The 22,265-nt window shown below is 71.8% G+C and carries 21 protein-coding genes; 13 read left to right on the top strand and 8 right to left on the bottom strand.

Annotated elements, in window-relative coordinates; genetic code table 11:
* Window positions 1–50 precede the first annotated feature (50 nt).
* From ACH4E8_RS14750 to ACH4E8_RS14700, 11 genes are all read left to right on the top strand, one after another.
* Complete coding sequence (locus tag ACH4E8_RS14750; RefSeq protein WP_398447967.1) at window positions 51–1,610, top strand: MFS transporter; 1,560 nt, start codon at window positions 51–53, stop codon at window positions 1,608–1,610.
* 63 nt (window positions 1,611–1,673) lie between these two features.
* Window positions 1,674–2,285 (top strand): TetR/AcrR family transcriptional regulator, encoded by a 612-nt coding sequence (locus ACH4E8_RS14745; RefSeq protein ID WP_398447965.1) that lies wholly within the window; start codon window positions 1,674–1,676, stop codon window positions 2,283–2,285.
* 249 nt (window positions 2,286–2,534) lie between these two features.
* A complete protein-coding gene (locus ACH4E8_RS14740) occupies window positions 2,535–4,760 on the top strand; it encodes an MMPL family transporter (protein WP_398447963.1) in 2,226 nt (741 codons plus the stop codon).
* Between the two features lie 574 nt (window positions 4,761–5,334).
* Complete coding sequence (locus tag ACH4E8_RS14735) at window positions 5,335–5,463, top strand: hypothetical protein (RefSeq protein ID WP_398447961.1); 129 nt, start codon at window positions 5,335–5,337, stop codon at window positions 5,461–5,463.
* Window positions 5,464–6,484: 1,021 nt separating this feature from the next.
* Window positions 6,485–7,312, top strand: coding sequence for a HipA family kinase (locus ACH4E8_RS14730; protein WP_398447959.1), 828 nt, complete (start codon window positions 6,485–6,487; stop codon window positions 7,310–7,312).
* Complete coding sequence (locus ACH4E8_RS14725; protein WP_398447957.1) at window positions 7,309–7,692, top strand: DUF3037 domain-containing protein; 384 nt, start codon at window positions 7,309–7,311, stop codon at window positions 7,690–7,692. The genes ACH4E8_RS14730 and ACH4E8_RS14725 overlap by 4 nt, the downstream gene beginning before the upstream one ends.
* A gap of 186 nt (window positions 7,693–7,878) precedes the next feature.
* Window positions 7,879–8,640 (top strand): 3-oxoacyl-ACP reductase FabG, encoded by a 762-nt coding sequence (gene fabG / locus ACH4E8_RS14720; protein WP_398447955.1) that lies wholly within the window; start codon window positions 7,879–7,881, stop codon window positions 8,638–8,640.
* Between the two features lie 16 nt (window positions 8,641–8,656).
* Window positions 8,657–9,418 (top strand): SDR family oxidoreductase, encoded by a 762-nt coding sequence (locus ACH4E8_RS14715; RefSeq protein WP_398447953.1) that lies wholly within the window; start codon window positions 8,657–8,659, stop codon window positions 9,416–9,418.
* Between the two features lie 174 nt (window positions 9,419–9,592).
* On the top strand, window positions 9,593–11,170 hold the full coding sequence (locus ACH4E8_RS14710; RefSeq protein ID WP_398447951.1) for an ABC transporter substrate-binding protein: 1,578 nt from the start codon (window positions 9,593–9,595) through the stop codon (window positions 11,168–11,170).
* Between the two features lie 174 nt (window positions 11,171–11,344).
* The gene (locus tag ACH4E8_RS14705; RefSeq protein WP_398447949.1) at window positions 11,345–12,028 is read left to right on the top strand and encodes a uracil-DNA glycosylase; all 684 of its coding nucleotides are present in this window, start codon (window positions 11,345–11,347) and stop codon (window positions 12,026–12,028) included.
* 199 nt (window positions 12,029–12,227) lie between these two features.
* Entirely contained in the window at window positions 12,228–12,659 is a 432-nt protein-coding gene (locus ACH4E8_RS14700) for a hypothetical protein (RefSeq protein WP_398448315.1), read from the top strand.
* A gap of 40 nt (window positions 12,660–12,699) precedes the next feature.
* Here the strand turns inward: ACH4E8_RS14700 and ACH4E8_RS14695 are convergent, their stop codons facing one another.
* Window positions 12,700–13,179 carry a hypothetical protein gene (locus ACH4E8_RS14695; RefSeq protein ID WP_398447947.1) on the bottom strand — a complete coding sequence of 160 codons (480 nt, stop codon included), beginning with the start codon at window positions 13,177–13,179 and terminating at the stop codon, window positions 12,700–12,702.
* A gap of 399 nt (window positions 13,180–13,578) precedes the next feature.
* On the bottom strand, window positions 13,579–14,229 hold the full coding sequence (locus ACH4E8_RS14690; protein WP_398447945.1) for a TetR/AcrR family transcriptional regulator: 651 nt from the start codon (window positions 14,227–14,229) through the stop codon (window positions 13,579–13,581).
* A gap of 82 nt (window positions 14,230–14,311) precedes the next feature.
* Here ACH4E8_RS14690 and ACH4E8_RS14685 point away from each other — a divergent pair, with 82 nt between their 5' ends.
* Together ACH4E8_RS14685 and ACH4E8_RS14680 are read left to right on the top strand one after the other, a co-directional pair.
* Entirely contained in the window at window positions 14,312–15,505 is a 1,194-nt protein-coding gene (locus tag ACH4E8_RS14685) for an FAD-dependent monooxygenase (protein WP_398447943.1), read from the top strand.
* 25 nt (window positions 15,506–15,530) lie between these two features.
* Window positions 15,531–16,436, top strand: a complete 906-nt coding sequence (locus tag ACH4E8_RS14680) for a Gfo/Idh/MocA family protein (protein WP_398447941.1) — start codon at window positions 15,531–15,533, stop codon at window positions 16,434–16,436.
* Here ACH4E8_RS14680 and lnt read toward each other — a convergent pair.
* The 6 genes from lnt to ACH4E8_RS14650 all read right to left on the bottom strand — a co-directional run bounded on the left by lnt (window position 16,411) and on the right by ACH4E8_RS14650 (window position 22,045).
* Window positions 16,411–17,919: an apolipoprotein N-acyltransferase gene (gene lnt / locus ACH4E8_RS14675; RefSeq protein WP_398447939.1), complete on the bottom strand. Its 1,509-nt coding sequence runs from the start codon at window positions 17,917–17,919 to the stop codon at window positions 16,411–16,413. The genes ACH4E8_RS14680 and lnt overlap by 26 nt on opposite strands.
* A 167-nt stretch (window positions 17,920–18,086) precedes the next feature.
* A complete protein-coding gene (locus ACH4E8_RS14670; protein ID WP_398447937.1) occupies window positions 18,087–18,542 on the bottom strand; it encodes a nuclear transport factor 2 family protein in 456 nt (151 codons plus the stop codon).
* A gap of 51 nt (window positions 18,543–18,593) precedes the next feature.
* Window positions 18,594–19,793, bottom strand: coding sequence for a methyltransferase (locus tag ACH4E8_RS14665; RefSeq protein WP_398447935.1), 1,200 nt, complete (start codon window positions 19,791–19,793; stop codon window positions 18,594–18,596).
* A gap of 89 nt (window positions 19,794–19,882) precedes the next feature.
* On the bottom strand, window positions 19,883–20,071 hold the full coding sequence (locus ACH4E8_RS14660) for a hypothetical protein (protein WP_398447934.1): 189 nt from the start codon (window positions 20,069–20,071) through the stop codon (window positions 19,883–19,885).
* Between the two features lie 277 nt (window positions 20,072–20,348).
* Window positions 20,349–21,221: an undecaprenyl-diphosphate phosphatase gene (locus ACH4E8_RS14655; RefSeq protein WP_398447932.1), complete on the bottom strand. Its 873-nt coding sequence runs from the start codon at window positions 21,219–21,221 to the stop codon at window positions 20,349–20,351.
* A gap of 110 nt (window positions 21,222–21,331) precedes the next feature.
* A complete protein-coding gene (locus ACH4E8_RS14650; protein ID WP_398447930.1) occupies window positions 21,332–22,045 on the bottom strand; it encodes a TVP38/TMEM64 family protein in 714 nt (237 codons plus the stop codon).
* Window positions 22,046–22,265 lie beyond the last annotated feature (220 nt).

Here is a 22,265-nt window from a genome sequence, read left to right as displayed (position 1 = left end):
CGGTCCGCCCGGAGGGCGGGGTCTGCGGTGTCCGGCGAGAGGAGTTCGAGGTGGCGGGAGAGCGCGGGACGGCCGACCCTGTCGAGAAGGTCGAGAAGACAGCGCCGGGCGGTGCCCCACGAGGACGCCGCACGGTCGTCGCCGCCCTGATGCTGGGGATGGCGCTCGCCGCGCTCGACGTGACCGTCGTCTCCACCGCGGTACCGCAGATCGTCGGCGACCTCGGCGGGTTCTCCGCCTTCTCCTGGGTCTTCGCCGGCTACCTGCTCGCCGTCACCGTCACCCTGCCGGTGTACGGGAAGCTCGCCGACACCATCGGCCGAAAACCGGTCCTGGTCATCGGGATCGGCGTCTTCCTGATCGGCTCCCTGCTCTGCGCGACCGCCTGGAACATGACGTCCCTGATCGCCTTCAGGATCATCCAGGGCCTGGGCGGCGGAGCGCTCCAGGGCACCGTGCAGACCATCGCCGCCGACCTCTACCCGGCGGAGCAGCGCCCCAAGATCCAGGCGAGGCTGTCGTCGGTGTGGGCCGGCTCGGCGGTCACCGGTCCCGCGATCGGCGGCGCCGTCGCCGAGTACGCCGACTGGCGCTGGATCTTCCTGCTCAACCTCCCCGTCGGCGCCGTGGCCCTCTGGCTGATCGTCCGTCATCTGCACGAGCCCCGGCGGGAGAAGGTTCCCGCCACGGTGGACTGGCCGGGCGCCCTCGCCCTCTTCGGCTCCGGCGCGCTGCTGATCACCGCGCTCGTTCAGGGCGGGGTCGCCTGGCCGTGGCTGTCGACGCCGTCGCTGGCGCTGTTCGCCGGTGGCGCTGCCATGGTCGCCGTGACCATGGTCGTCGAGCGACGCGCCACCGACCCGATCATTCCCGGTTGGGTGTGGCGGCGGCGCACCATCGCGGCGGTGAACCTGTCGTTCGGTGCGCTGGGCGTGCTGATGATCGCGCCGAACGTCTTCATCCCGACGTACGGTCAGTCCGTGCTCGGCCTCGACCCCACCCGGGCCGGATTCGTCCTCACCGTCATGCTCCTGAGCTGGCCCGTCAGCGCGGCCCTCTCGGGCAGGGTCTACCAGCGCATCGGCTTCCGGCTGACCGCGGCGATCGGGGCCGCGCTGACGAGCCTGGTCCTGGGCTCCTTCTTCTTCCTCCCCCATCCGGGCGAGCCCTGGCACCCCGCCCTGATCATGCTGCTGCTGGGCGGGGCGCTCGGGCTGTTCCAACTCCCGCTGCTCATCGGCGTGCAGTCCTCGGTGCTCCACTCCGAACGCGGCACGGCGACCGCCTCGGTCTTCTTCTGCCGGCAGATCGGCCAGACCGTGGGCGCGGCCCTCTTCGGCGCGCTGGCCAACGCCGTGCTCGCGTCCCGCCTCGGGGACGGCGACGCCGACTCCGTCGGCCGGGCCGTGAACGACCCGTCCGCCCTCCCGCCCGACGCCGCGGACCGGCTGCGCCGCGCGGTGGACGCCGCGGTCGAGTACGTCTTCCTCGGTGCGGCGGCAGCTGCCGCCGCGGCGCTGCTGGTGCTGCTGTTCGTGGCCTCCCGGGGCTTTCCTGAGCCGTCCGACGAGGCCGGAGAAACATCGAAAACCTCGTTTTCGAAAATTTGATTTTCGATAAGTGGAGCGGGTACGGTTCGGGTGTCAGCAACGAACGACCGGATCAGGAGCGTCATGGCCGAGGCACCCGAGGCGTCGCGCCGGCGCAAGCTCACCCCGGAACGGGAGCAGGAGCTGCTGCGGGTGACGGCGGAACTGGTCGGCGAGGTGGGGTACGACCACGTCACCATGGCGGAGGTGGCCCGACGGGCGAAGTGCAGTACGGCCACGCTCTACCGGCAGTGGGAGAGCAAGCCGCGACTGGTCGTCGCCGCCTGGAAGGCACACGGCCAGGAGCAGTTGGCGGCCTTCGCGGAGATCGACACCGGCGACCTCCGCGGCGACCTGGCGGCCTACGTGCATCTGCTGGTGACCGGTGACCCGGACCGGGAGACCTTCGCGTCGCTGCCGCCGGCCATCGTGCAGGACCAGGACCTGATGGAGCTGGTCCGGAAGGTGTTGCTGCACCCCGTCATCGACGGCTTGACCGGACTGCTGAAGCGGGCCGTGGCCCGGGGGGAGATCGTCGCGGGCCATCCCGTGATCGCCCTCGCCGACCGGCTCGTGTTCGGCCCCTGGTTCGCGATCGACATCCTCTACGGCTCCCCGGCCACCGAGAAGCAGCTCATGGACGTCATCGACACGGTTCTGCTACCGGCGCTCGCGGCTGTGCCCGCCGTCGAGTGACGACCGGGTGAACTGAACGCCCCGGAGCCGTAACCGGCTCCCCAAAAGCACCGCTCGCAGTCGGTCGCGCGCGCCCCGGCGCGCGGCCGGCGACTTCACCGTGCCGAGACGCGGCCTCAAGGCCGTGCCTCCCCCCGGCATGTCCGCCCACCGGCCCGCAGATTCCTCTCCGCCCGGAATCCGCTGTGCTTCCGCGCGCCGGTGGCACCACACGCCCATCTGCACCCTTCGATTCGGAGTATCACCCGCATGGCTACGTACCTGCACAGGATCGGCAGCGCCGCCTTCCGGCGGCGCTGGCTGGTCGTTCTTCTGTGGACGCTCGTCCTGGGTGCCGTGGGGGTCGGCGCCGCGAGCAGTTCGGGGTCCGCCAGTACCGCCATCACGCTGCCGGGCACCGAGGCCCAGCGGGCCATGGACCTGCTGGCGGAGAAGTTCCCGGCCGCCAACGCCGACGGGGCCACCGCCCGCGTCGTCGTCCGGGCCCCCGACGGGGAGAAGATCGGCGCCGCCGAACACCGGGCCGCGCTCGAAGCGACCCTGACGGACGCGGAGAAGTCCTCCGACCGCGTCGGCCAGGTCACCGACCCCTTCGCGGCCGGCGCGGTGAGCGCCGACGGCACCACCGCCTACGCCCAGGTCACCTACACCGCCAAGGACACGGACCTGACCGACCGCGACCACAACGGCCTGGAGAAGGCCCTGGACTCGGGCCGGGACCGCGGGCTGACGGTCGAGGCGTCCGGCAACGCCCTGGCGCCCCCCGCGATGAGTCACACGGCCGAGGCCGTCGGCTTCGCCCTGGCCGCCGTCATCCTGGTGATCACCTTCGGTTCCCTGGTCGCCGCCGGCCTGCCCCTGCTCACCGCGGTGGTCGGCGTCGGCATCACCCTGGCCGCCATCACCGCCCTCAACGAGCCCCTCGGCCTCAACAGCAACGCACCCGCCCTCGCCTCCATGCTGGGCATCGCGGTCGGCATCGACTACGCCCTGTTCATCGTCTCCCGCTACCGCTCTGAGCGTGCAGACGGCCACGACGCGCAGGAGGCCGCGGCCCGAGCCAACGGCACGGCCGGATCGGCGGTCGTCTTCGCCGGGCTGACCGTGGTCATCGCCCTCGCGGGGCTCGCCGTGGTGAACCTGCCCATCCTCACCGAGATGGGCCTGGCCGCCGCCGGAGCCGTCGTCGTCGCGGTCCTCGTCGCCACCACCCTGGTCCCCGCCCTGCTGGGCTTCGCCGGGGAACGCGTCCACGGCAAGGCCCGCAAGCGGCCCGCCGTCAGGGCCGCAGGTCCGCGCCGTACGCCGCTGAGCCAGCGGTGGATCAGCCACGTCCTGCGTAAGCCCGCGAGGACCCTGGTCCTGGCCGTGCTGGCCCTGGGAGTCGTCGCCCTGCCCGCCACCAAGCTCGAACTCGGACTGCCCGACGACGGCTCCAAGTCCGCCTCCTCCACCCAGCGCAAGGCGTACGACATGCTGGCGCAGTCGTTCGGCCCCGGCGTCAACGGCCCGCTGACCGTGACCGTCGACGACCGCGACCCCGCCGTCGCCCGCGACGGCGCTGCGGAACTCGGCAAGACCCTCGCGGCCCGGCCCGACGTGGCGGCGGTGACCCCGGCCGCGTTCAACGAAGCGCGCGACACCGCCATCCTCACCGTCGTCCCCAAGAGCGCCCCGGACAGCGACGCCACGGAAGAACTCGTCGACGAGATCCGTGGCCTGGCCGACACGATGGAATCCGACACCGGGGCACGCGCCCTGGTGACGGGCACAACCGCGCTCAACATCGACATCTCCGCGAAGTTCAGCGCCGCGATCCTGCCCTATCTGGCACTCGTCGTCTCGCTGGCGGTCCTGCTGCTGATCCTGGTGTTCCGCTCCGTCCTCGTCCCCCTCAAGGCGGCCCTCGGCTTCCTGCTGTCCGTGCTGGCCTCCCTCGGCGCGCTCGTCGCCGTCTTCCAGTGGGGCTGGCTCAAGAACCTGTTCGGCTTGGAGCAGACCGGTCCCGTGATGAGCCTGATGCCCATCTTGATGGTCGGCATCGTCTTCGGCCTCGCCATGGACTACCAGGTGTTCCTGGTCACGCGGATGCGGGAGTCCTACGTCCACGGCGCCGACGCCCGGGCCGCCGTCGTGAGCGGATTCCGGCACAGCGCCACCGTCGTCACCGTCGCGGCCCTGATCATGATCTCGGTCTTCGCCGGCTTCGTCGGCTCCGACGACTCCATGATCAAGTCCCTGGGCTTCGGTCTGGCGGTCGCCGTCGTCTTCGACGCCTTCGTCGTCCGCATGACGATCGTGCCCGCCGCGCTCGCCCTCCTCGGCGACCGCGCCTGGTCCCTGCCCCGCTGGCTGGACCGGGCCCTGCCGGAGGTCGACATCGAGGGCGAGAAGCTCACCCGGCCGACGCCCCCGCCCACCAGTGCCACGCAGCGCGAGCCGAGCCGAGCGAACGTCGGGGACGCATCTCACTGACCCGTCCGCACTCCGGGCCCGCGGCGCAGACTTCACGCTGCGGGCCTGCCACCTGCCGGAACCGAAAGGCGACGCCGATGCACCGATCACTCCTGACAGGCGGCCCCACCTTCGCCGGATGCTCGCCATCCTGAGCGGCACCCTCCTGACCCCTCTGGAACGCCGCCCCCGCGACCACCTCGCCTACATCTCCACGGCACCGCCCCCGCCCGCAACCTCACCCAGTCCTGGGCCGTGATCTCCACCCGCTCGCCGCCCAGATCGTCACGACCGCCCGCCGCCGGCACCTGCGGTTCGCGCGCCACTGGCCCTGGACCGACGTGATCACCGACGCCCTGGCACGACTCGAAGCTCTCCCGAACCCCGGCTGAGCAGAACTCCCGTCCCTGCGAGCAGCATTACCCCGACCGGAGCCGTGGAACCCGGCGCACACCCATAGCCGACGATCACCGGTGCACCAAACCGGTGATCGTCCGGACCCTTAAGTACCTCGGTCTATCACCCCACACCCTCTACGTCTGGCGCCACCGTCGGCAGGGACCCCGGCTTCCGTGTGGGGTCTCGTGGCCGAGTCATGTACCGCCGGGAAGCCCTTGACGCCTGGATCCGTGAACAGGAACAGGCCGACTCCCGCTCCAACACCGCCCTGAACCCGGTGGCCGCCATTCCGGGGCAACGGTTCAGCCGCCCCGCCAACATCTGAGGCGTTACACGCCGTATCACGCCGTTGCCCCTGGACAAGGAGGCCCCCTGGCCGGCTACATCGAAGACCGCTGGATCAAGAAGAAGGATCCGGAAACGGGGAAGAGGGAACGAACCATCCGTTATGGCAAAGGGAAGCGGTACAAGGTCGCTGACATCCCCGGCGTCCGGGACCGCTCGTTCGGCACCCTGGAGGACGCCAAGGCGTGGCTTCGACGGGCCGCCACCGACGAGGAGCGGGGCGAGTTCGTAGACCCGCGCGATGGGTCCATCACGCTGGCCGACTACATCGCGTTGCACTGGACGCCAGGTAGAAGGGGCGCCCCGAAGACCCAGGATAATCAGGAGCGGCGAACGCGACTCCATATCATTCCGCACCTAGGCGAGCTCCCGCTCAGGACATCACGTCAGCGGAACTGCGCGCGTACATAGCGACGTTGGAGTCCACTGTCTCCTCGGTCGACTATCAGCGCGGCATCCTGTCCGAGTTCTCCTCCATTCTGGAGGCGGCCGATGACGACAAGCGGATAGCCCGCAATCCGATGCACGCCAAGTCCGTGCAGTGGCCCAAGGCGCCACAGGGGCGACGTGAGGCGTGGCCGTTGGCAAGGGCGCTTCGTGTCCGCGATGTCATCAGCCCGCGCAGCAAGATCGCCGTTCTCGCCGGGCTGGGGTGCGGACTCCGCCAGGGCGAGGTGCTGGGGCTGAGCCCGGAGGACGTCGACTGCGCACGAGGCGTCCTCCGCGTCCGACACCAGATGCAGACGATACGCGGGGGAGTGCGAGGTGACGCCGGCTCGGGCACTCCTCGCCGACGGTCACGCTCCGCTGCTATGCCCACTTCATGCCGGGGGCCGGGAAGAAGTGGGCATGCGGTCATCGACGGGCTTCTGGGGAGTTAGGGGCTGTCGGTGGAAACTCTGCAGGTTCTCCCCAGGGCTGAGGAGGCGGGTCCCGCCCGGCTGTACGCCGCAGTGTCCTTCCGCGGATTGCCAGGGACCTGCCCCGTATAGCCTGGGGAAATGCTGACAGAAGTCACAGCGACCCGCTACGTCACGCCCCTGCGTGAGGGCGGTTCGCTCCCCGGGATCGTCGAGGCCGACGACCTCGGTACGTACGTCATGAAGTTCACCGGCGCCGGGCAGGGCCGCAAGACCCTCGTCGCCGAGGTCATCTGCGGACGGCTCGGGCAGCGGCTCGGGCTGCGCGTGCCCGATCTGGTGGCCATCGAGCTGGACCCGGTGATCGGGCTCGGGGAGCCGGACCAGGAAGTGCAGGAGCTGCTGAAGGCCAGCGGCGGGCTGAACTTGGGCATGGACTTCCTGCCGGGCTCCATCGGCTTCGATCCGCTCGCGTACGAGGTCGACCCCGTCGAGGCGGGCCGCGTGGTCTGGTTCGACGCGCTGATCAACAACGTGGACCGGTCCTGGCGCAACCCGAACATGCTGGTGTGGCACGGGGAGCTGTGGCTGATCGACCACGGCGCGACCATGATCTGGCACCACAACTGGCCGGGCGCCGCGGCCTCCGCCGCCAAGGGGTACGACGCGTCCGACCACGCCCTCGCCCCCTTCAAGCCGGACGTCGCCGCCGCCGCGGCGAAGCTCGCCCCGCTCGTCACCGAGGAACTGCTGACCGAGGTCGCGGCCGAGGTGCCGGACGAGTGGCTGGTCGACGAACCCGGCTTCGAGGACACGGACGGCGTGCGGCGCGCCTACGTCGCAGCCCTGCTGCCGCGCGCCGCCACCATCCACGAGCGGATCACGCTGAACGCCCCCTCCAAGTCGCGCCCCTCGCAGGCCCCGGGGTGGCTGACCGGTCGGCCCGCGAACAGGGGAGCAGGCGCATGAGCGAGCGGACGGTCTTCGAGTACGCGCTGCTGCGGGTCGTCCCGCGGGTCGAGCGCGGCGAGTGCTTCAACGCGGGTGTCGTCGTCTACTGCCGGGCCCACTCCTTCATCGGTGCCCTGACCCATCTGGACGTCGCCAAGCTGGGGGCGCTGGACCCGGCGGCGGACACCGACGGAGTACGGGCCGCGCTGCACGCCGTCGAAGGGGTCTGCCGCGGCGGCGACGACGCGGGGCAGGCGTCGGGCGACGACGCCGGGCGGCGCTTCCGCTGGCTGGTGGCGCCGCGCTCCACGGTCGTGCAGCCCGGGCCCGTGCACACCGGACTCACCGCCGATCCGCAGGCGGAGCTGGAACGGCTGGTGCGGCTCCTCGTGCGATGACGGCCCGTCAGCCCTTGGTGCAGCGCGCCCCCGGCGCACCCCGGAGGCCGTTGACACCGGGTGCCGCGGCTTCTAGCGTCACGTCAGCGAGCGGCTACTAAGCGGTCGCTCATCCACCTGGCGCACGCGTTGCGGCCGAACGCTCGCAACCGAGGGCCGGGCACACCGAGGGCTGAGGAGAAGCACATGTCCACCAACGAGCAGCGCGTCGCCGTCGTGACCGGTGCCGCGCGCGGCATCGGCGCGGCCACCGCGGTCCGACTGGCGGCCCAGGGCCGCGCCGTCGCCGTCCTCGACCTGGACGAGGGCGCCTGCGCCGACACCGTCGCCGCCGTCGAGAAGCAGGGCGGCCGGGCGCTCGCCGTCGGCTGCGACGTCTCCGACGCGGAGCAGGTGCAGGCCGCCGTCGCCCGGGTCGCCGCCGGACTCGGCGCGCCGACGGTGCTGGTGAACAACGCCGGCGTCCTGCGCGACAACCTGCTCTTCAAGATGAGCGAGGCGGACTGGGACACCGTGGTCAACGTCCACCTGCGCGGGGCCTTCCTGATGGCCAAGGCGTGCCAGAAGCACATGGTGGACGCCGGCTTCGGCCGGATCGTCTCGCTCTCCTCGTCCTCCGCGCTCGGCAACCGAGGCCAGGCCAACTACTCCGCCGTGAAGGCCGGCCTCCAAGGCTTCACCAAGACGCTCGCGATCGAACTGGGCAAGTTCGGCATCACCGCGAACGCCGTCGCCCCCGGCTTCATCGCCACCGACATGACCGCCCAGACCGCGGCCCGCGTCGGCATGGGCTTCGAGGACTTCCAGGCGGCCGCCGCCTCGCAGATCCCCGTCCAGCGCGTCGGCCGCCCCGAGGACGTCGCCCGCGCGATCGCCTTCTTCACCGACGACGACGCGGGCTTCGTCTCCGGTCAGGTGCTGTACGTCGCCGGCGGACCGCTCAACTGACCCGGAGGGGCGCGAGATGACGACGGACGTTCCCGACAGCGGCAAGGTCGCCCTGGTCACCGGCGCCAGCCGGGGCATCGGATATGCAGTAGCGAAGGCCCTGGTCGCCCGGGGCGACCGGGTCTGCATCACCGGGCGGGGCGCGGAAGCGCTGCGTGAAGCGGTCGACCGACTGGGCGCGGACCGCGCCATCGCGGTCCCCGGCAAGGCGCACGACGAGTCCCACCAAGCGGTCGCGGTGGAGCGCGCGATGGAGGCGTTCGGCCGAGTGGACTTCCTGGTCAACAACGCCGGCACCAACCCCGTGTACGGGCCGATCGCCGAGGTGGACCTCGGCGTGGTGCGCAAGGTGTACGAGACGAACGTGGTCTCGGCGCTCGGTTTCGCACAGCAGACCTATCGCGCCTGGCAGCGCGAACACGGCGGTGCGATCGTGAACATCGCGTCCGTCGCCGGCCTCGCCCCCTCGCCCTACGTCGGCGCGTACGGCATGAGCAAGGCCGCGATGGTCAATCTGACCCTGCAACTGGCGCACGAGTTCGCCCCCGGCGTACGGGTCAACGCGATCGCACCGGCGGTCGTCAAGACCAAGTTCGCCGAGGCCCTCTACGGCGGGCGGGAGGCCGAGGCCGCCGCCGCGTACCCGCTCGGCCGGCTCGGGGTGCCGGACGACGTCGGCGGCGCGGCGGCCTTCCTCACCTCGGACCAGTCGGGCTGGATCACCGGGCAGACCTTGGTGGTGGACGGCGGGATGTTCCTCAACATTCACGTGAACTGAGCCCGGCCGCCAGCCGGCGTTCCAGCCCGAAAGCCCAGGTGGGCCGGGTGAAGTGCACCGGTTCATGCCCTTCGTGAAGTTCCCGCCCAAGTGCCCCGTCGACACCACAGGTTGACCCGGCGGGGTGCTGCGGTATGGTCGGCCGACCCACGGCTGAACGAGGAGCGTGCGCACGTGTTCTATCGGACCTGTCTGCGGGGCGCTGCGGCCCTTGCGTCGATGTCGCTGCTGGCCGGGTGCGGACTGTTCTCCGACGCCGAAACGAGCGGCGACCAGAAGATCTCCGTCGGCACGATCAGCGAACCCTCCTCGCTCGACCCCGCTGCCACCTGGGACGGCTCGTGGGAGCTGTACCGGAACGTCTTCCAGACCCTGCTGAGCTTCCCCTCCGGCAGCAACGTCCCCCAGCCGGACGCCGCCACCTGCACCTTCACCGACGCCGCCAACCAGCTGTACCAGTGCGAGCTGCGCAAGGGGATGACCTTCTCCAACGGGGAGAAGCTCGACGCCGCCGCCGTCAAGCACTCCATCGACCGCATCCGCACCATCTCCGCGCCGCAGGGCCCCAAGGCCCTGCTCAGCTCGCTCGACTCGGTGGACACCGTCGGCGACCGGGTCGTGCGGTTCCGGCTGAAGTCCCCCGACACGACCTTCCCCTACGTCCTGGCGACGCCGGCGATGTCCCTCGTGGCGCCCGGCGAGTACCCGGCCGACAAGGTCCGCCAGGACGACAAGGTGATCGGGTCCGGTCCGTACACGCTCAAGAACTACGTGCGCAAGGACCGGGCCCAGTTGGAGGCGAACGGGTCGTACAAGGGCTTCGCCAAGCGCAGGAACGATTCGGTGAGCATCCGCTATTACCAGGACTCCGAGCTGATGATGCGCGCGCTCAAGGAGAAGAAGATCGACGCGGTCTACCGCGGGATGACCGCGGACGACGTGATCGAACTCCAGAAGGCGCTCCCCGAGAACAAGCACCTGCGGCTGGTGGAGGGCGTCGGCGCCGACATCCGCTACCTGGTCTTCAACCCCAAGGACCCCACGGCCAACAAGTTGCCCGTGCGTCGGGCGATAGCCCAGGTCATCGACCGGGGGATGCTCGTCGACAAGGTCTACAAGGGAACCGCAGAACCCTTGTACTCGATGGTCCCGCGGGGCATCGCGGGCCACACCACGAAGTTCTTCGACCGCTACGGCGACCCCAGCGTGTCCAAGGCGCGGCAGATCCTGGAGAAGGCCGGCATCGACGAGCCCGTGTCGCTCCAGCTCACGTACACCACGGACCGCTACGGGGCCGCGACCGCCGCCGAGTTCGCCGAGATCAAGCGGCAGCTCGAAGCGTCCGGACTTTTCAAGATCACTATACAGGGCAAGCGGTGGACGGACTTCCAGAAGGAGTACGCCTCCGGAGCGTACCCGGTCTTCGGCCGCGGCTGGTTCCCCGACTTCCCCGACCCGGACAACTTCATCGCGCCCTTCGTGGGCACCAGCAATGCGCTCAACACCCCCTACGAGAGCCCGGAGATCACCGGGAAGCTGCTGCCGGAGTCCCGGCGCGAGAGCGACCGCGGCGCGGTGCTCAAGTACTTCGACGAGGCGCAGCAGATCCTGGTCGACGACGTGCGGCTGCTGCCGCTGTGGCAGGGCAAGCTGTTCGTGGCGGTCACCGAGGAGATCGGCGGCGGGGAGCGGGCGCTGGACCCGCAGACGGTGATGCAGGTGTGGGAGCTGTACCGCAAGGGCAACTGGTGACCGACTGACTGGCGGGCCGGCCGATGCGGCCCCGGTACGGCCCGGCGTCGGCGTCGGGAAGTACTGCCCTGGGAGTGGCTGCGCGGCGTCCGCCTCTCGGACGCCGGGGCCGTTGTCAGTGGCTCCGGGTAGGTTCTGTGCTCGGTAACGCAACGCATTCCGGAGGTTCTTGACGTGACCGACACCGACCTGCTGCCCGAGTCCTGGCGCGGCGTCCTCGGCGAAGAGCTGCAGAAGCCCTATTTCAAGGAGCTGACCGAGTTCGTCGAGGAGGAGCGCGCGAAGGGCCCGGTCTACCCGCCGCGCGAGGAGGTCTTCGCCGCCCTGGATGCCACGCCCTACGAGCGGGTCAAGGTCCTCATCCTGGGCCAGGACCCGTACCACGGCGAGGGCCAGGGGCACGGCCTGTGCTTCTCGGTGCGGCCGGGCGTCAAGACCCCGCCCTCCCTGCGGAACATCTACAAGGAGATGCACGCCGAGCTGGGTCTGCCCGTCCCGGACAACGGCTATCTGATGCCCTGGGCCGAGCAGGGCGTCCTGCTGCTGAACGCGGTGCTGACGGTGCGTGCCGGGGAGGCCAATTCGCACAAGAACAAGGGTTGGGAGAAGGTGACGGACGCGGTGATCCGCGCCGTCGCCGACCGCCCGGACCCGGCCGTCTTCGTCCTGTGGGGCAACTACGCGCAGAAGAAGGCGCCCCTCATCGACGAGAGCCGGCACGTGATCGTGAAGGGTGCCCACCCCTCGCCGCTGTCGGCGAAGAAGTTCTTCGGCTCGCACCCCTTCACCCAGATCAACGAAGCCGTCGCGGCGCAGGGGCACGAGCCGATCGACTGGCGCATCCCCAACATCGGCTGAGGTTCTGGGTCGGGTCCGGAAGTGGCGCCGTCCGTCAGCCGGGCGCCCGGCTGACGGACCCGGGGCGTCGCCCGAGCCTGTCGGGGTTTCGCCGGTGCGGCCGTTAGCGTCGGTCGCAGCGGCACGCCGGGCTCCCGTCCGGCGCCGCACGGAGCGGGAGGCCCAGGTGGCACAGCAGCGGACGTCCGACGAAGCGGTGATGACCCGGATCGGGCAGGCGGCGATGCTGCTGCACGGCGGCGACCGCGAGGAGGCGCGGAATCGGTTCGGCGCGCTCTGGGCGGAGATCGGGGAGACGGGGGACCCGCTCCAGCGGTGCACCCTCGCCCGCTACCTGGCGGACGCCCAGGACGACCCGGGCGACGAACTCGCCTGGGACCTGCGGGCCCTCGCGGCGGCTGACGCGCTGGCCCAGGAGCGCCCCGTCGACCGGGCGGCCGCGCTCGCGGCGCTCTACCCCGCGCTCCACCTCGATCTCGCCGCGGACTACGTGAAGCTCCAGGACCTGAGCGCGGCCCGGCTCCACCTGGCCCGGGCGCGCGGGGCGAGCAGCGCCCTGCGCGACGACGGGTACGGGCGGGGGGTGCTGGCCGCGATCGAGCGCGTGGCGGACCGACTGGACGGGACGTGACCGCGGGGGAGCGGGGCGGGCCCGTCCGGTCGACCGGGCCTCAGGGGCGGTACGCGTCCCGACACATGCCTGCCTGCGCGCTGTCGCGGTTCCAACTCCCGTAGGTCTCCGCCAGTCCGCAGACGTCGGGGAGGGGTGCGGGCTGCACCGGTGCCGCCGGGCGCGCCGGCGGGGGCGGCTGGTGGGGGTTGCGCTCCGCATCGGCCGACCGCTGCCGCGGCGGCTGCGGCAGCGGTGCGCGGTGGGGCGACGCGTCCGCCGGCCGCGGCCGGGAGGAGGTCGTCGGCGTCGCGGGCGACCCCAACGCCTCCCGCGCCGGGCCCTGCGCGATCTGCGGTCCGGTGGCCGGGGGCGTGCTCTGCGGGCTGCTGTGCGGTGCCGGCGCGGGAGGTCGGCGCGGCTCCACGGCCACACAGCCGGTCATCGTGAGCCCCAGTGCGGCGCTCGCCGCCGTCGTCAGGGTCAACAGGGTCGTTCTTGAGGCGGCCCGGCCGGCGCGGGCGCTCGTCGTTCGCTGCACCTGTGCAACTCTGCTGTGTCGTGGGGGTCGTTCGCGATGGGACGGGCCGACATTGGTCCACATGGGTGACAGGCCGATCAGCCTCCGGTGACAGGGGCGCCCGAGGCCGTCGAAGACGGCTGCGCGGGGGTGACGGCACGGCGCGGACAGCTTCGCGGCCGAGGGAGCGCTCTTGGCGTGCTCGACCCGCCACCGGGCTGCGGGAATGCCTGGGCCCGCCGCCCGGTGAGCGGTCCGTTCGGTGCTGCGACGACGTCCGGTGCGACTTCCCATTCGGCACGGTCGAACCGGTCCAGGCGGGCCAGGAAGCGCTGGGTGAAGCCCCAGGGCTGCTCCAGGCCGCAGTGGTCGAGGAACTCGGCCCGCACGCCGGCCGGGCCGCGTCGGCGGCGTTGCCGGTCAGGTCCCGGTGGTGGAGCCGAGCATGCCGCCCAGCACCTCGCGGAAGCCGGTGCGCAACTCAGCCAGGCCCGGCGCGGCCGAGTGGTACGACCCGGCGGTGCAGGTGAACATCAGGCCGTCGGCCCAGGCGATCAGTGAGAGGGCGTGGCGCTCGGGCTCGGCGGAGCCGGCGCCGGACATCATCGCGATCAGCGGGGTGCGCATGCCCTCGCCCGCCGCGTCGAAGACGGTGCGCAACTCCGGTCGGCGGGTGGCCTCAAGGGCCAACTCGTAGCGCGCCAGGACCAGCGGTCGGTGCTGGGTCAGCAGCCGGTGCAGGGCCAGGGCCAGGGCGTCGGTGAACTCTTCGATGTCGCTGCCGGGGCACGGCAGTTCGTCCAACCCCAGCACCCTCGCCTCCCGGTCCGCCAGTCGGCCGACCGCCGCCTCCAGCAGGGCCAGTCGAGTGCGGGCGCCGTTGGACGTCGAACCCTGTGGGAGCCCCGCGGCCTCGTCCACCGCCCGGTGGGTCAGCCCGCGCATCCCGCGCTCGGCCAGCAGTCGGAGGGCCGTGTCGGCGATCAGCGCGGCGCGCGAGCCCGTCGGCGTGCCTCGCCGCGCCGGGGTCGACGGGGAGTCCGGCGCGCCGGAGTTCGAGGGTCGGCTCATGAACCCCAACCTACCTCCCGCACTACAGCTGTAGTAACGTCGAAGCGCCCACTACACCTGTAGTAAGGATGTGAGGTGCCCCATGTCCCAGCCCCGCGCCGTCGTCATAGGCAGCGGCATCGGAGGTCTCACCGCAGCCGTCGCCCTCCACCAGGGCGGCTGGCACGTCACCGTTCTGGAGCGCGCGCCCTCGCTGGACCCCGTCGGCGCCGGCATCGGCCTCGCGGCCAACGCCCAACGGGCCCTCGACGTCATCGGCGTCGGCGACGACGTCCGCCGACTCTCCACCTGGCAGGGCACCGGCGGGCTGCGCACCCCGAGCGGACGGTGGCTCAACCGACTCGACAGCGCTGCGGTGGCCCGGCGCTTCGGCGGCCCCATGGTCCCGCTGCACCGCTCCACGCTCATCGACCTCATCGCCGCCCGGCTGCCCGCGACCGCCCTGCACACCGACAGCGCCGCACGCGTCAGCGACCCGGGCGCGCCCGGCGGGCGGCCCGCCGTCGTCACCACCGCCGACGGAGAGTTGACGGCGGACCTGGTCGTCGCCGCCGACGGCATCCACTCCTCGGTACGGAGTGCGCTCTTCCCCCACCACCCCGGCCCGCGCTACACCGGCTTCACCACCTGGCGCATCGTGGTGCCCGGCCCGGAGCCCGTCATCCAGCCCCACGAGACCTGGGGAGCCGGCCAGCTCTGGGGCAGCCAACCCCTCAAGGACGGCCGCGTCTACGCGTACGGGGCGGCCACCGCCCCCGAGGGCCAGCGCCTCAAGGACGAACGGGCCGAACTGCTGCGCCGCTTCGGCGACTGGCACGACCCCGTGCCCGCCCTCATCGCCGCCGCCACCCCCGACGGGGTGCTCCGCCACGACGTGCACCACCTCATCGACCCGCTGCCCGCCTTCCACCGCGGGCGCACCGCTCTGGTCGGCGACGCCGCCCACGCCATGGCCCCCTCCCTCGGCCAGGGCGGCAACCAGGCCGTCGAGGACGGCGTGGTCCTCGCCCACCACTGCGCCCCGGGCGCCGACGTCGGAGCCGCACTGGCCGCGTACAGCGCCGAACGACTGCCCCGCACCTCGACGATCGTCCGCAAGGCGGCGCGGGTCTTCCGCGTCCAGGAACTCTCCAGCGCCCCCGCCGTCCGACTGCGCGAGGGCGTCCTGGCGCTCGCCGGCCGGCTCGGCCCCGGGGCCGTCGTACGCGCCTTCGACGGGATCGCCGACTGGCGGCCACCGCAGCACACGTATGCTGGCCGGGCCCAGAACGGGTGAACGACGAGCGCGCCCAGGAGGCTTCGTGAAGGTCGGCTGCATCGGTCTCGGAGACATCGCACAGAAGGCGTACCTGCCCGTCCTGGGCGCCGCGCCCGGAGTCGAACTCCACCTCCAGACCCGCACGCCGGCCACCCTCGCCCGGGTCGGCGACGCCCACCGCGTCCCCGACGCCCAGCGGCACGCCACCCTGGAAGCCCTGCTGGACCAGGGCCTGGACGCGGCGTTCGTCCACGCGCCGACCGCCACGCACCCCGAGATCGTCGAGGCGCTGCTGAGGGCCGGCGTGCCCACGTACTGCGACAAGCCCCTCGCGTACGAACTCGCCGACGCACAGCGCCTGGTGGCCCTCGCCGAGTCCAGCGGCACCGGCCTGGCCGTCGGCTTCAACCGCCGCCTGGCGCCCGGCTACGCCCAGTGCGCGGAGCACCCGCGCGAGCTGATCCTGATGCAGAAGAACCGGGTCGGCCTGCCCGAGAACCCGCGCACCTTCGTCTTCGACGACTTCATCCACGTCGTCGACACCCTGCGCTTCCTCGTCCCCGGCACGGTCACGCACACCGACGTCCGCGCCAGGGTCGTCGACGGCCTGATGCACCACGTGCTGCTCCAACTCTCCGGCGACGGGTTCACCGCCGTGGGGGTGATGAACCACCTCAGCGGCTCCACCGAAGAGATCCTGGAGGTCTCCGGACAGGACACCAAGCGCGAGGTCCGCAACCTCGCGGAGGTCGTGGACCACAAGGGACAGCCCAGCGTGCGCCGCCGCGGCGACTGGGTGCCGGTGGCCCGCCAACGCGGCATCGAGCAGGCGACGCTGGGCTTCCTCGACGCGGTGCGCGCGGGCAAGGTGCCCAGTGCCCAGGACGCGCTGCGCACCCACGAACTGTGCGAACAGGTCGTCGTCAGCGCCCTCGCCCAGGCCCGCTGAACCGCCGGACGCCCACCGCGGCGCCCAGGGCGGCCAGCATGCCGAGGGCGCCGTACACCGCCCAGTCGCCGTACCGCACGAACGGTGTCGTGCCCCGTGCCACCGGGACCTCGAACACCTCGACCGTGCTGCTGTGCACCGGCAGCCACCGCCCGACGCGGGCGCCGTCCGGCGCGTACGCCGCGCTGATCCCGGTCAGCGTCGAGTGCACCATCGACCGCCCCGTCTCCGCCGCCCGCAGCGCCCCCAGCGAGGCGTGCTGGGCGGGCGCCCAACTGTCCTGGAACGTCGACGTCGACGACTGAGCGACCAGGAGTTGGGCGCCCTTCCTCGCCAGGCTCCGGCTCATGTCGGGGAAGGCGGTCTCGAAGCAGATCAACGGCCCGATGCGCGGGCCGCCGCCCGGCAGGTCCATCACCACCTGGTGCGTACCGCGCAGCCGGTTCTCCCGCGCAGCCCGGCCCACCGACGTCACCCAGCCGAGGACCGGGCGTAGCGGGACGTACTCCCCGAAGGGCACCAGCCGCATCTTGTCGTAACGCTGTCCGGTCAGCCCTTGCGGCCCGATCAGGACCGAACTCTTGTAGATCCCGCCGTCGGCACCGGTCGCGCCGGCGCGCCGGGCGTCGACGTTGACGAGCAGGTCGGCGCCGACGTCACGGGAGAGCGCCGCGAGGTCCGCCGTCAGCCCGGGGCGCGCGTACAGGTCCTCGCCCACGCTGCTCTCGCCCCACACCACCAGATCGAGCCGCTGCCCGGCGAGCGTGCGCGTCAGCTCCTCCTCACGCGCCAGGCGCCGGTCCGCCCCGGGGATCACCCCCGGCTGGACGACCGCGATCCGCGCGTGCCCGGTGATCTGCGGACGGGGCGCCCACGCGGCCACGGCACCGGTGACCAGCGCGCAGAGCACCACGGCTGCGACGCCCGCGAGCCGAGCCCGGGGCAGCGCGATCGCCACGGTGACTGCCGTGTTCACCGCCACCACCAGCAGGCTCACCAGCCACACCCCACCCACGGACGCCAGCCGCAGCGCGGGCGACACCTGCCACTGGCTGGCGCCCAGCAGCCCCCACGGCCCGCCGAGCCCCTGCCACGAGCGGACCAGCTCGATCATCAGCCAGCCCGACGGGAGCACCGCGACCGCCGCCGCGGCCCGCGCCAGCGACGGCGTCGCCCCGAGCAGGGCGCGCACCAGCCAACCCCAGGGCGCCCACAGCAACCCGAGCAGCGCGGCCAGCAGCACGATGAAGACGTGCAGGTTCGGCACCAGCCAACTGTGCACGGCGAGCAGGAAGCCGGTGCCCCCGAGCCAGCCCTCGAAGGCGGCCCGGCGGCCCGTCGGCGCGGTGCGCAGCAACAGCAGCCAGGGCACCAGGGCCACGTACGCCAACCACCACAGCGCGGGCGCGGGGAAGGAGAACACCGGCAGCGCGCCCGCGAGGAGCGCGGCAACGGCCCTCTTGCGCGTGGCCGGCATCCGCATGCGGCGACTCCTCGGCACTGCCCACGACGACATTGCCCTCGGCGGCGGCGAAGACGGCGCGCCTTCGCGGTACGGCGAGCGGTGCGCCCCGCGGGGCGCCCCTCCTCAGTGTGTGCGCGGCCCGGGGCCTGGACAAACGCCCGTCGTCCCGCGGGACCCGCCCGTCGTCAGGAGCTCCGGTCGCCTCCGGTGCGCCGCCAAAGCTCCTTCACCACCACGCCGCTCAGCCGCCATCCGTCGTCCGTACGGGTGAGCGAAAACCGGTACCGCCCGCCGCCCACCAGGTCTTCGCCCGACTCGAACCGCATCGGGTTCACGTAGTCGGCCTGCACCTCGGCCCGGTCGCCGGGGTAGCCCCCCAGGTCCTGGATGGTCACCCGGCGGTTGACGATGAGGTGCTGGCGCACGGAGAACAGCCGCATCGACTCCGCCAGCCAATGCGCCACCTCCGCCACCGGACCCTCGATGCCGCCCGGGCTGCGGTAGTCCACTCGCCCGTCGTCGGTGAACAGGGCCCGGAAGGCGCTCCAGTCGCCGTCGTCCACGGCGACCGCGTACCCCGTGACCAGGTCGTCGATGGCGAGTCGGTCCATCACGGTCGAAAGATCCACGCGCTGCGTCATCGGCTCAGTGTCGGACAGGAGCCCCCCGTGGCCAAGACCCGTGCAGGTCAGTCAGCGCGCGCCGGCACGCGAACGGCGGACGCGGGCGGGGCCGGCCGTGGCGCGCAGCACCACGAACTTCGGGTTGCTCGCCACCACCTCGCAGTCGCCGAAGAGCCGGCGCAGGCGCACGTGGTAGCCCAGATGGCGGTTGCCGACGACCCACAGCTCGCCACCGGGCCGCAGCGCGCGCCGGGCGTCGGAGAACATCCGGCGGGCGGTGGAGTCCGTCGTCGCCCGGTGCGAGTGGAACGGGGGGTTGGTCAGCACCAGGTCGACCGAGGCGTCCGGCAGCTCCGCCAGGCAGTCGCCGACCAGGAAGCGGGCGGCGCCGGCCGGGCCGACGTTCTCGCGGTACGTGGCCTCGGCGGAGGCCACCGCGGAGAACGACTCGTCGGCGAAGGTCACCGTGGCGTCCGGGTTGGCCAGCGCGACGGCGGTGCCGACGACGCCGTTGCCGCACCCCAGGTCGACCACGTCCAGCGGGCCCTGCCGCTCGGGCAGGTGGGCGAGGAAGAGCCGGGTGCCGATGTCCAGCCGGTCCGCGCAGAAGACGCCGCCGTGGTTGGTCACCGTGCGGCCCGCCATCGTCCCGATGCCGTCGGGCAGCGCGTACCGCAGCGGCCACGGGTCCGACGGTCGAGCGGGCGACGGGTCGGGGGCGGCGAAGACCAGCCGGGCCTTGCGCACCGCGAGCGAGGTGCGGGTCGGCCCGACGAGCTGCTCGAAGAGCCGCAGCGTGGAGGTGTGGATCTCACTGACCATGCCGGTGCCGACGACGACGGTGTCCCGGTGCAGGGCGGGCGCGAGCCGGTGGAGCTGGTCCTCCAGCAGGGCCAGGCTCTTGGGCACCCGTACCACCAGCACGTCGATCCGCTTCGGCGGCTCGTCCCGGGTGGTGAGCAGGTCCGCGGCGTCCGGCGCGAGGCCGTTGCGGGCGAGGTTCGCGCGGGTGGCCCGCTGGCCGAGGAAGGAGTCCGTGATCTGTACGGGCGCGGCGCCGCGGGCGGCGAGGGCCACGGTCAGCGCGCCCCACCGGTCGCCGAGCACGGTCACCGCCCCGGTGAGGTCGGTGCCCTGCTCGTCCAGGTGCCGGAGCAGGTACTCGTCGGCGGCGTCCCAGGCGCGGAGCTGGTCGCGGGGGTCCTCGGGGAAGCGGGCGAGCGGGAAGTCGCCCCAGGGCGTGGCCAAAGACGTGGTCAGAGGGTTCATCGTGCAGTCAGGCTAGCCGAGCCGGCAGGAGAGCCGAGCAAGATCCGAAAGAGGGGACCGGGGCCGGTGGAGCGGCTGGGGCGCCGGCGTCAGGCCGCGCGCTCGACGTGCGCCAGCGCGGTCGCCCACTTCAGCACCAGCGCCTCGTACTCCCCGCGCTTCTCCTCCGGAAGCCGCCCGTCGGCCCACAGCTCGCGGATGCGTGCGTTCAGTTCGGCGGCGGACGGGGAGGACGACGAGGCAGCGGCGGCCTCGGACTCGCTCGGGAGGGTGGACATGCCCTCAGGTTACGGCCTCGGGCCGGGCGGCGAACCCGGGCGATGGCGCCCGTTGACCGCTGCCGGCGCCCGGGAAGGGGCCCTGCGCACCCCGTTCGGCCAGGAGAAAAGGGTCGTATGTCGGACATAGGGGTGTGAGATTGCCCGGTTGGCCACGAACGGCGTGAAGCGCTGGGTGGTGACGAAGCTCATGCCGTACGACGCGTCGCGCGGGGTAAGGGAGGGGGCACCTTCCGTACGGGCCGCCCCACCCCGCCGAGTCGTTCCGGCGGCCCCCTCAGCCCCCTGACTCGCCCGCGTGCGGGCTCAGCACACCCGCGCCGACCAGGGCGAAGATGAGGATGCCGAGCAGGATGCGGTAGATCACGAACGGCATGAAGCTCTTCGTCGTAATGAACTTCATGAACCACGCGATCACGGCATATCCGACGAAGAACGCAATGAGTGTCGCGAAGATCGTCGGCCCCCAGGACACGTGCCCCTGCCCGGCGTCCTTGAGTTCGTACGCCCCGGACGCCAGCACCGCGGGGATCGCCAACAGGAACGAGTAGCGGGCCGCGGCCTCCCGGGTGTAGCCCATCAGCAGACCGCCGCTGATGGTGGCGCCCGAGCGGGAGACGCCCGGGATCAGCGCCATCGCCTGGCAGAAGCCGTAGATCAGGCCGTCCCTGACGGTCAGTTCCTTGAGGGTCTTGCGCTGCTTGACCGCGCGGTGCCGGCCGCCGGCCTCGTCGCGGGCGGCGAGGCGGTCCGCGATGCCGAGCACGATGCCCATCACGATCAGCGTGCTCGCGATCAGCCGCAGATCGCGGAACGGTCCCTCGATCTGGTCCTTCAGCGTGATGCCGAGGACCCCGATCGGAATGGAGCCGATGATGACCAGCCACCCCATCTGCGCGTCGTGGTCACTGCGCATCGACTTGTCGGTGAGCGAGCGGAACCACGCGGAAACGATCCTGGCGATGTCCTTGCGGAAGTAGATCAGCACGGCGGTCTCGGTGCCGATCTGAGTGATGGCGGTGAACGCCGCACCCGGATCGTGCCAGCCGGCGAATGCGGCGGTCAGTCGAAGGTGTGCGCTCGACGAGATGGGCAGGAATTCGGTGAGCCCCTGGACGAGTCCGAGGATGAATGCTTCGAACCAAGACATGAAGAACTACGCCACCCAAGAAGCGAAGAAATGATCGCGGTCTGACGGCGCGAAGCGTAGCGCCCTTGAGTGATGCGCACGTGCGTGCCCCCGAAGGGGTGAACGAATGGTTAATTCCGGCCCAACCTGTGGCGCTTGCGCCAAGCGACCACCGTGGCTATCAGCCCGGTAACCACGATGAATCCGGTCGAGATGACAAAGGCCGGCGAAGTCGGCGACCCCGCCCGACTGCCCGCGATCACATAAGCGGCGGTGTTCGGAATCGAACCGATGGCCGTGGCTAGCAAAAAGGGCGCATAACCCATGCGGGAGACCGCGGCGCAGTAGTTCGCGGCGGCGAACGGAATACCGGGGAAGAGTCGCACCGCGAGCATCGAACGGAACCCGTGCGCACTGAGTTGGTGGTCGGCCGCCTTCATCCAGCGCCCGCGCAGCAGCGGACGCAGCGCGTCCTGCCCCAACAGCCGACCCAGGCCGAACGCGATGCCCGCTCCGAACACCGTGCCCGCCACCGCCGACACCAGCCCGACCTGGGAGCCGAAGAGCGCACCGGCCGCCAGGTTCAGCAGCGGCCGCGGCACGAAGGCCGCGGTGCACGCCCCGTACGCCACGGCGAACAGCACGACCGCGGCCACCCCGCCCAACTGCACCGGCGGCCATCCCTCGGAGAGCAGCCGTTGCGGTTCGTACGCCACCACCAGCGCACCGGCCGTGGCGAGCACCAGCGCCAGCAGCGACAGCCGGGACCACGGGGAGAACAACACCCGGGCGCAGCGGACGGCGAGACCGGGGGAGGGCGCGGGAGCGGGCGCGGGCTCGAACATCCGGGGAGAGTAACCGACGGGGGTCGGTGATCGCCGTAACCGGGGCCTCACTCCGTACGATCCACCGCGCTGCGCCCCGCGGTTCGCACCGCTCCGCCCCCGGGGCCGCCGGCCGCTCGGGCACCCGAAAACCAGTCGACGCGCCCCCGGTGCGAGGGCCATGATCGACGCATGTTCCGGTACGCCTCCACCGCAGAGAGCGCCGCAGTCGCGGCGCCGC

Origin of the sequence: Streptomyces sp. NPDC017979, assembly GCF_044328175.1 — a bacterium.
GTDB lineage: Bacteria > Actinomycetota > Actinomycetes > Streptomycetales > Streptomycetaceae > Streptomyces.
This window is presented reverse-complemented; position numbering and strand designations above follow the sequence as displayed.

Excerpts from the sequence above, each read along its gene's own strand:
- ACH4E8_RS14745 (WP_398447965.1), top strand. The coding sequence starts at position 1,674 with ATGGCCGAGGCACCCGAGGCGTCGCGCCGGCGCAAGCTCACCCCGGAA.
- ACH4E8_RS14740 (WP_398447963.1), top strand. The coding sequence starts at position 2,535 with ATGGCTACGTACCTGCACAGGATCGGCAGCGCCGCCTTCCGGCGGCGC.
- ACH4E8_RS14735 (WP_398447961.1), top strand. The coding sequence starts at position 5,335 with ATGTACCGCCGGGAAGCCCTTGACGCCTGGATCCGTGAACAGGAACAG.
- ACH4E8_RS14730 (WP_398447959.1), top strand. The coding sequence starts at position 6,485 with ATGCTGACAGAAGTCACAGCGACCCGCTACGTCACGCCCCTGCGTGAG.
- ACH4E8_RS14725 (WP_398447957.1), top strand. The coding sequence starts at position 7,309 with ATGAGCGAGCGGACGGTCTTCGAGTACGCGCTGCTGCGGGTCGTCCCG.
- fabG (WP_398447955.1), top strand. The coding sequence starts at position 7,879 with ATGTCCACCAACGAGCAGCGCGTCGCCGTCGTGACCGGTGCCGCGCGC.
- ACH4E8_RS14715 (WP_398447953.1), top strand. The coding sequence starts at position 8,657 with ATGACGACGGACGTTCCCGACAGCGGCAAGGTCGCCCTGGTCACCGGC.
- ACH4E8_RS14700 (WP_398448315.1), top strand. The coding sequence starts at position 12,228 with ATGACCCGGATCGGGCAGGCGGCGATGCTGCTGCACGGCGGCGACCGC.
- ACH4E8_RS14690 (WP_398447945.1), bottom strand. The coding sequence starts at position 14,229 with ATGAGCCGACCCTCGAACTCCGGCGCGCCGGACTCCCCGTCGACCCCG.
- ACH4E8_RS14685 (WP_398447943.1), top strand. The coding sequence starts at position 14,312 with ATGTCCCAGCCCCGCGCCGTCGTCATAGGCAGCGGCATCGGAGGTCTC.
- lnt (WP_398447939.1), bottom strand. The coding sequence starts at position 17,919 with ATGCGGATGCCGGCCACGCGCAAGAGGGCCGTTGCCGCGCTCCTCGCG.
- ACH4E8_RS14670 (WP_398447937.1), bottom strand. The coding sequence starts at position 18,542 with ATGACGCAGCGCGTGGATCTTTCGACCGTGATGGACCGACTCGCCATC.
- ACH4E8_RS14665 (WP_398447935.1), bottom strand. The coding sequence starts at position 19,793 with ATGAACCCTCTGACCACGTCTTTGGCCACGCCCTGGGGCGACTTCCCG.
- ACH4E8_RS14660 (WP_398447934.1), bottom strand. The coding sequence starts at position 20,071 with ATGTCCACCCTCCCGAGCGAGTCCGAGGCCGCCGCTGCCTCGTCGTCC.
- ACH4E8_RS14655 (WP_398447932.1), bottom strand. The coding sequence starts at position 21,221 with ATGTCTTGGTTCGAAGCATTCATCCTCGGACTCGTCCAGGGGCTCACC.
- ACH4E8_RS14650 (WP_398447930.1), bottom strand. The coding sequence starts at position 22,045 with ATGTTCGAGCCCGCGCCCGCTCCCGCGCCCTCCCCCGGTCTCGCCGTC.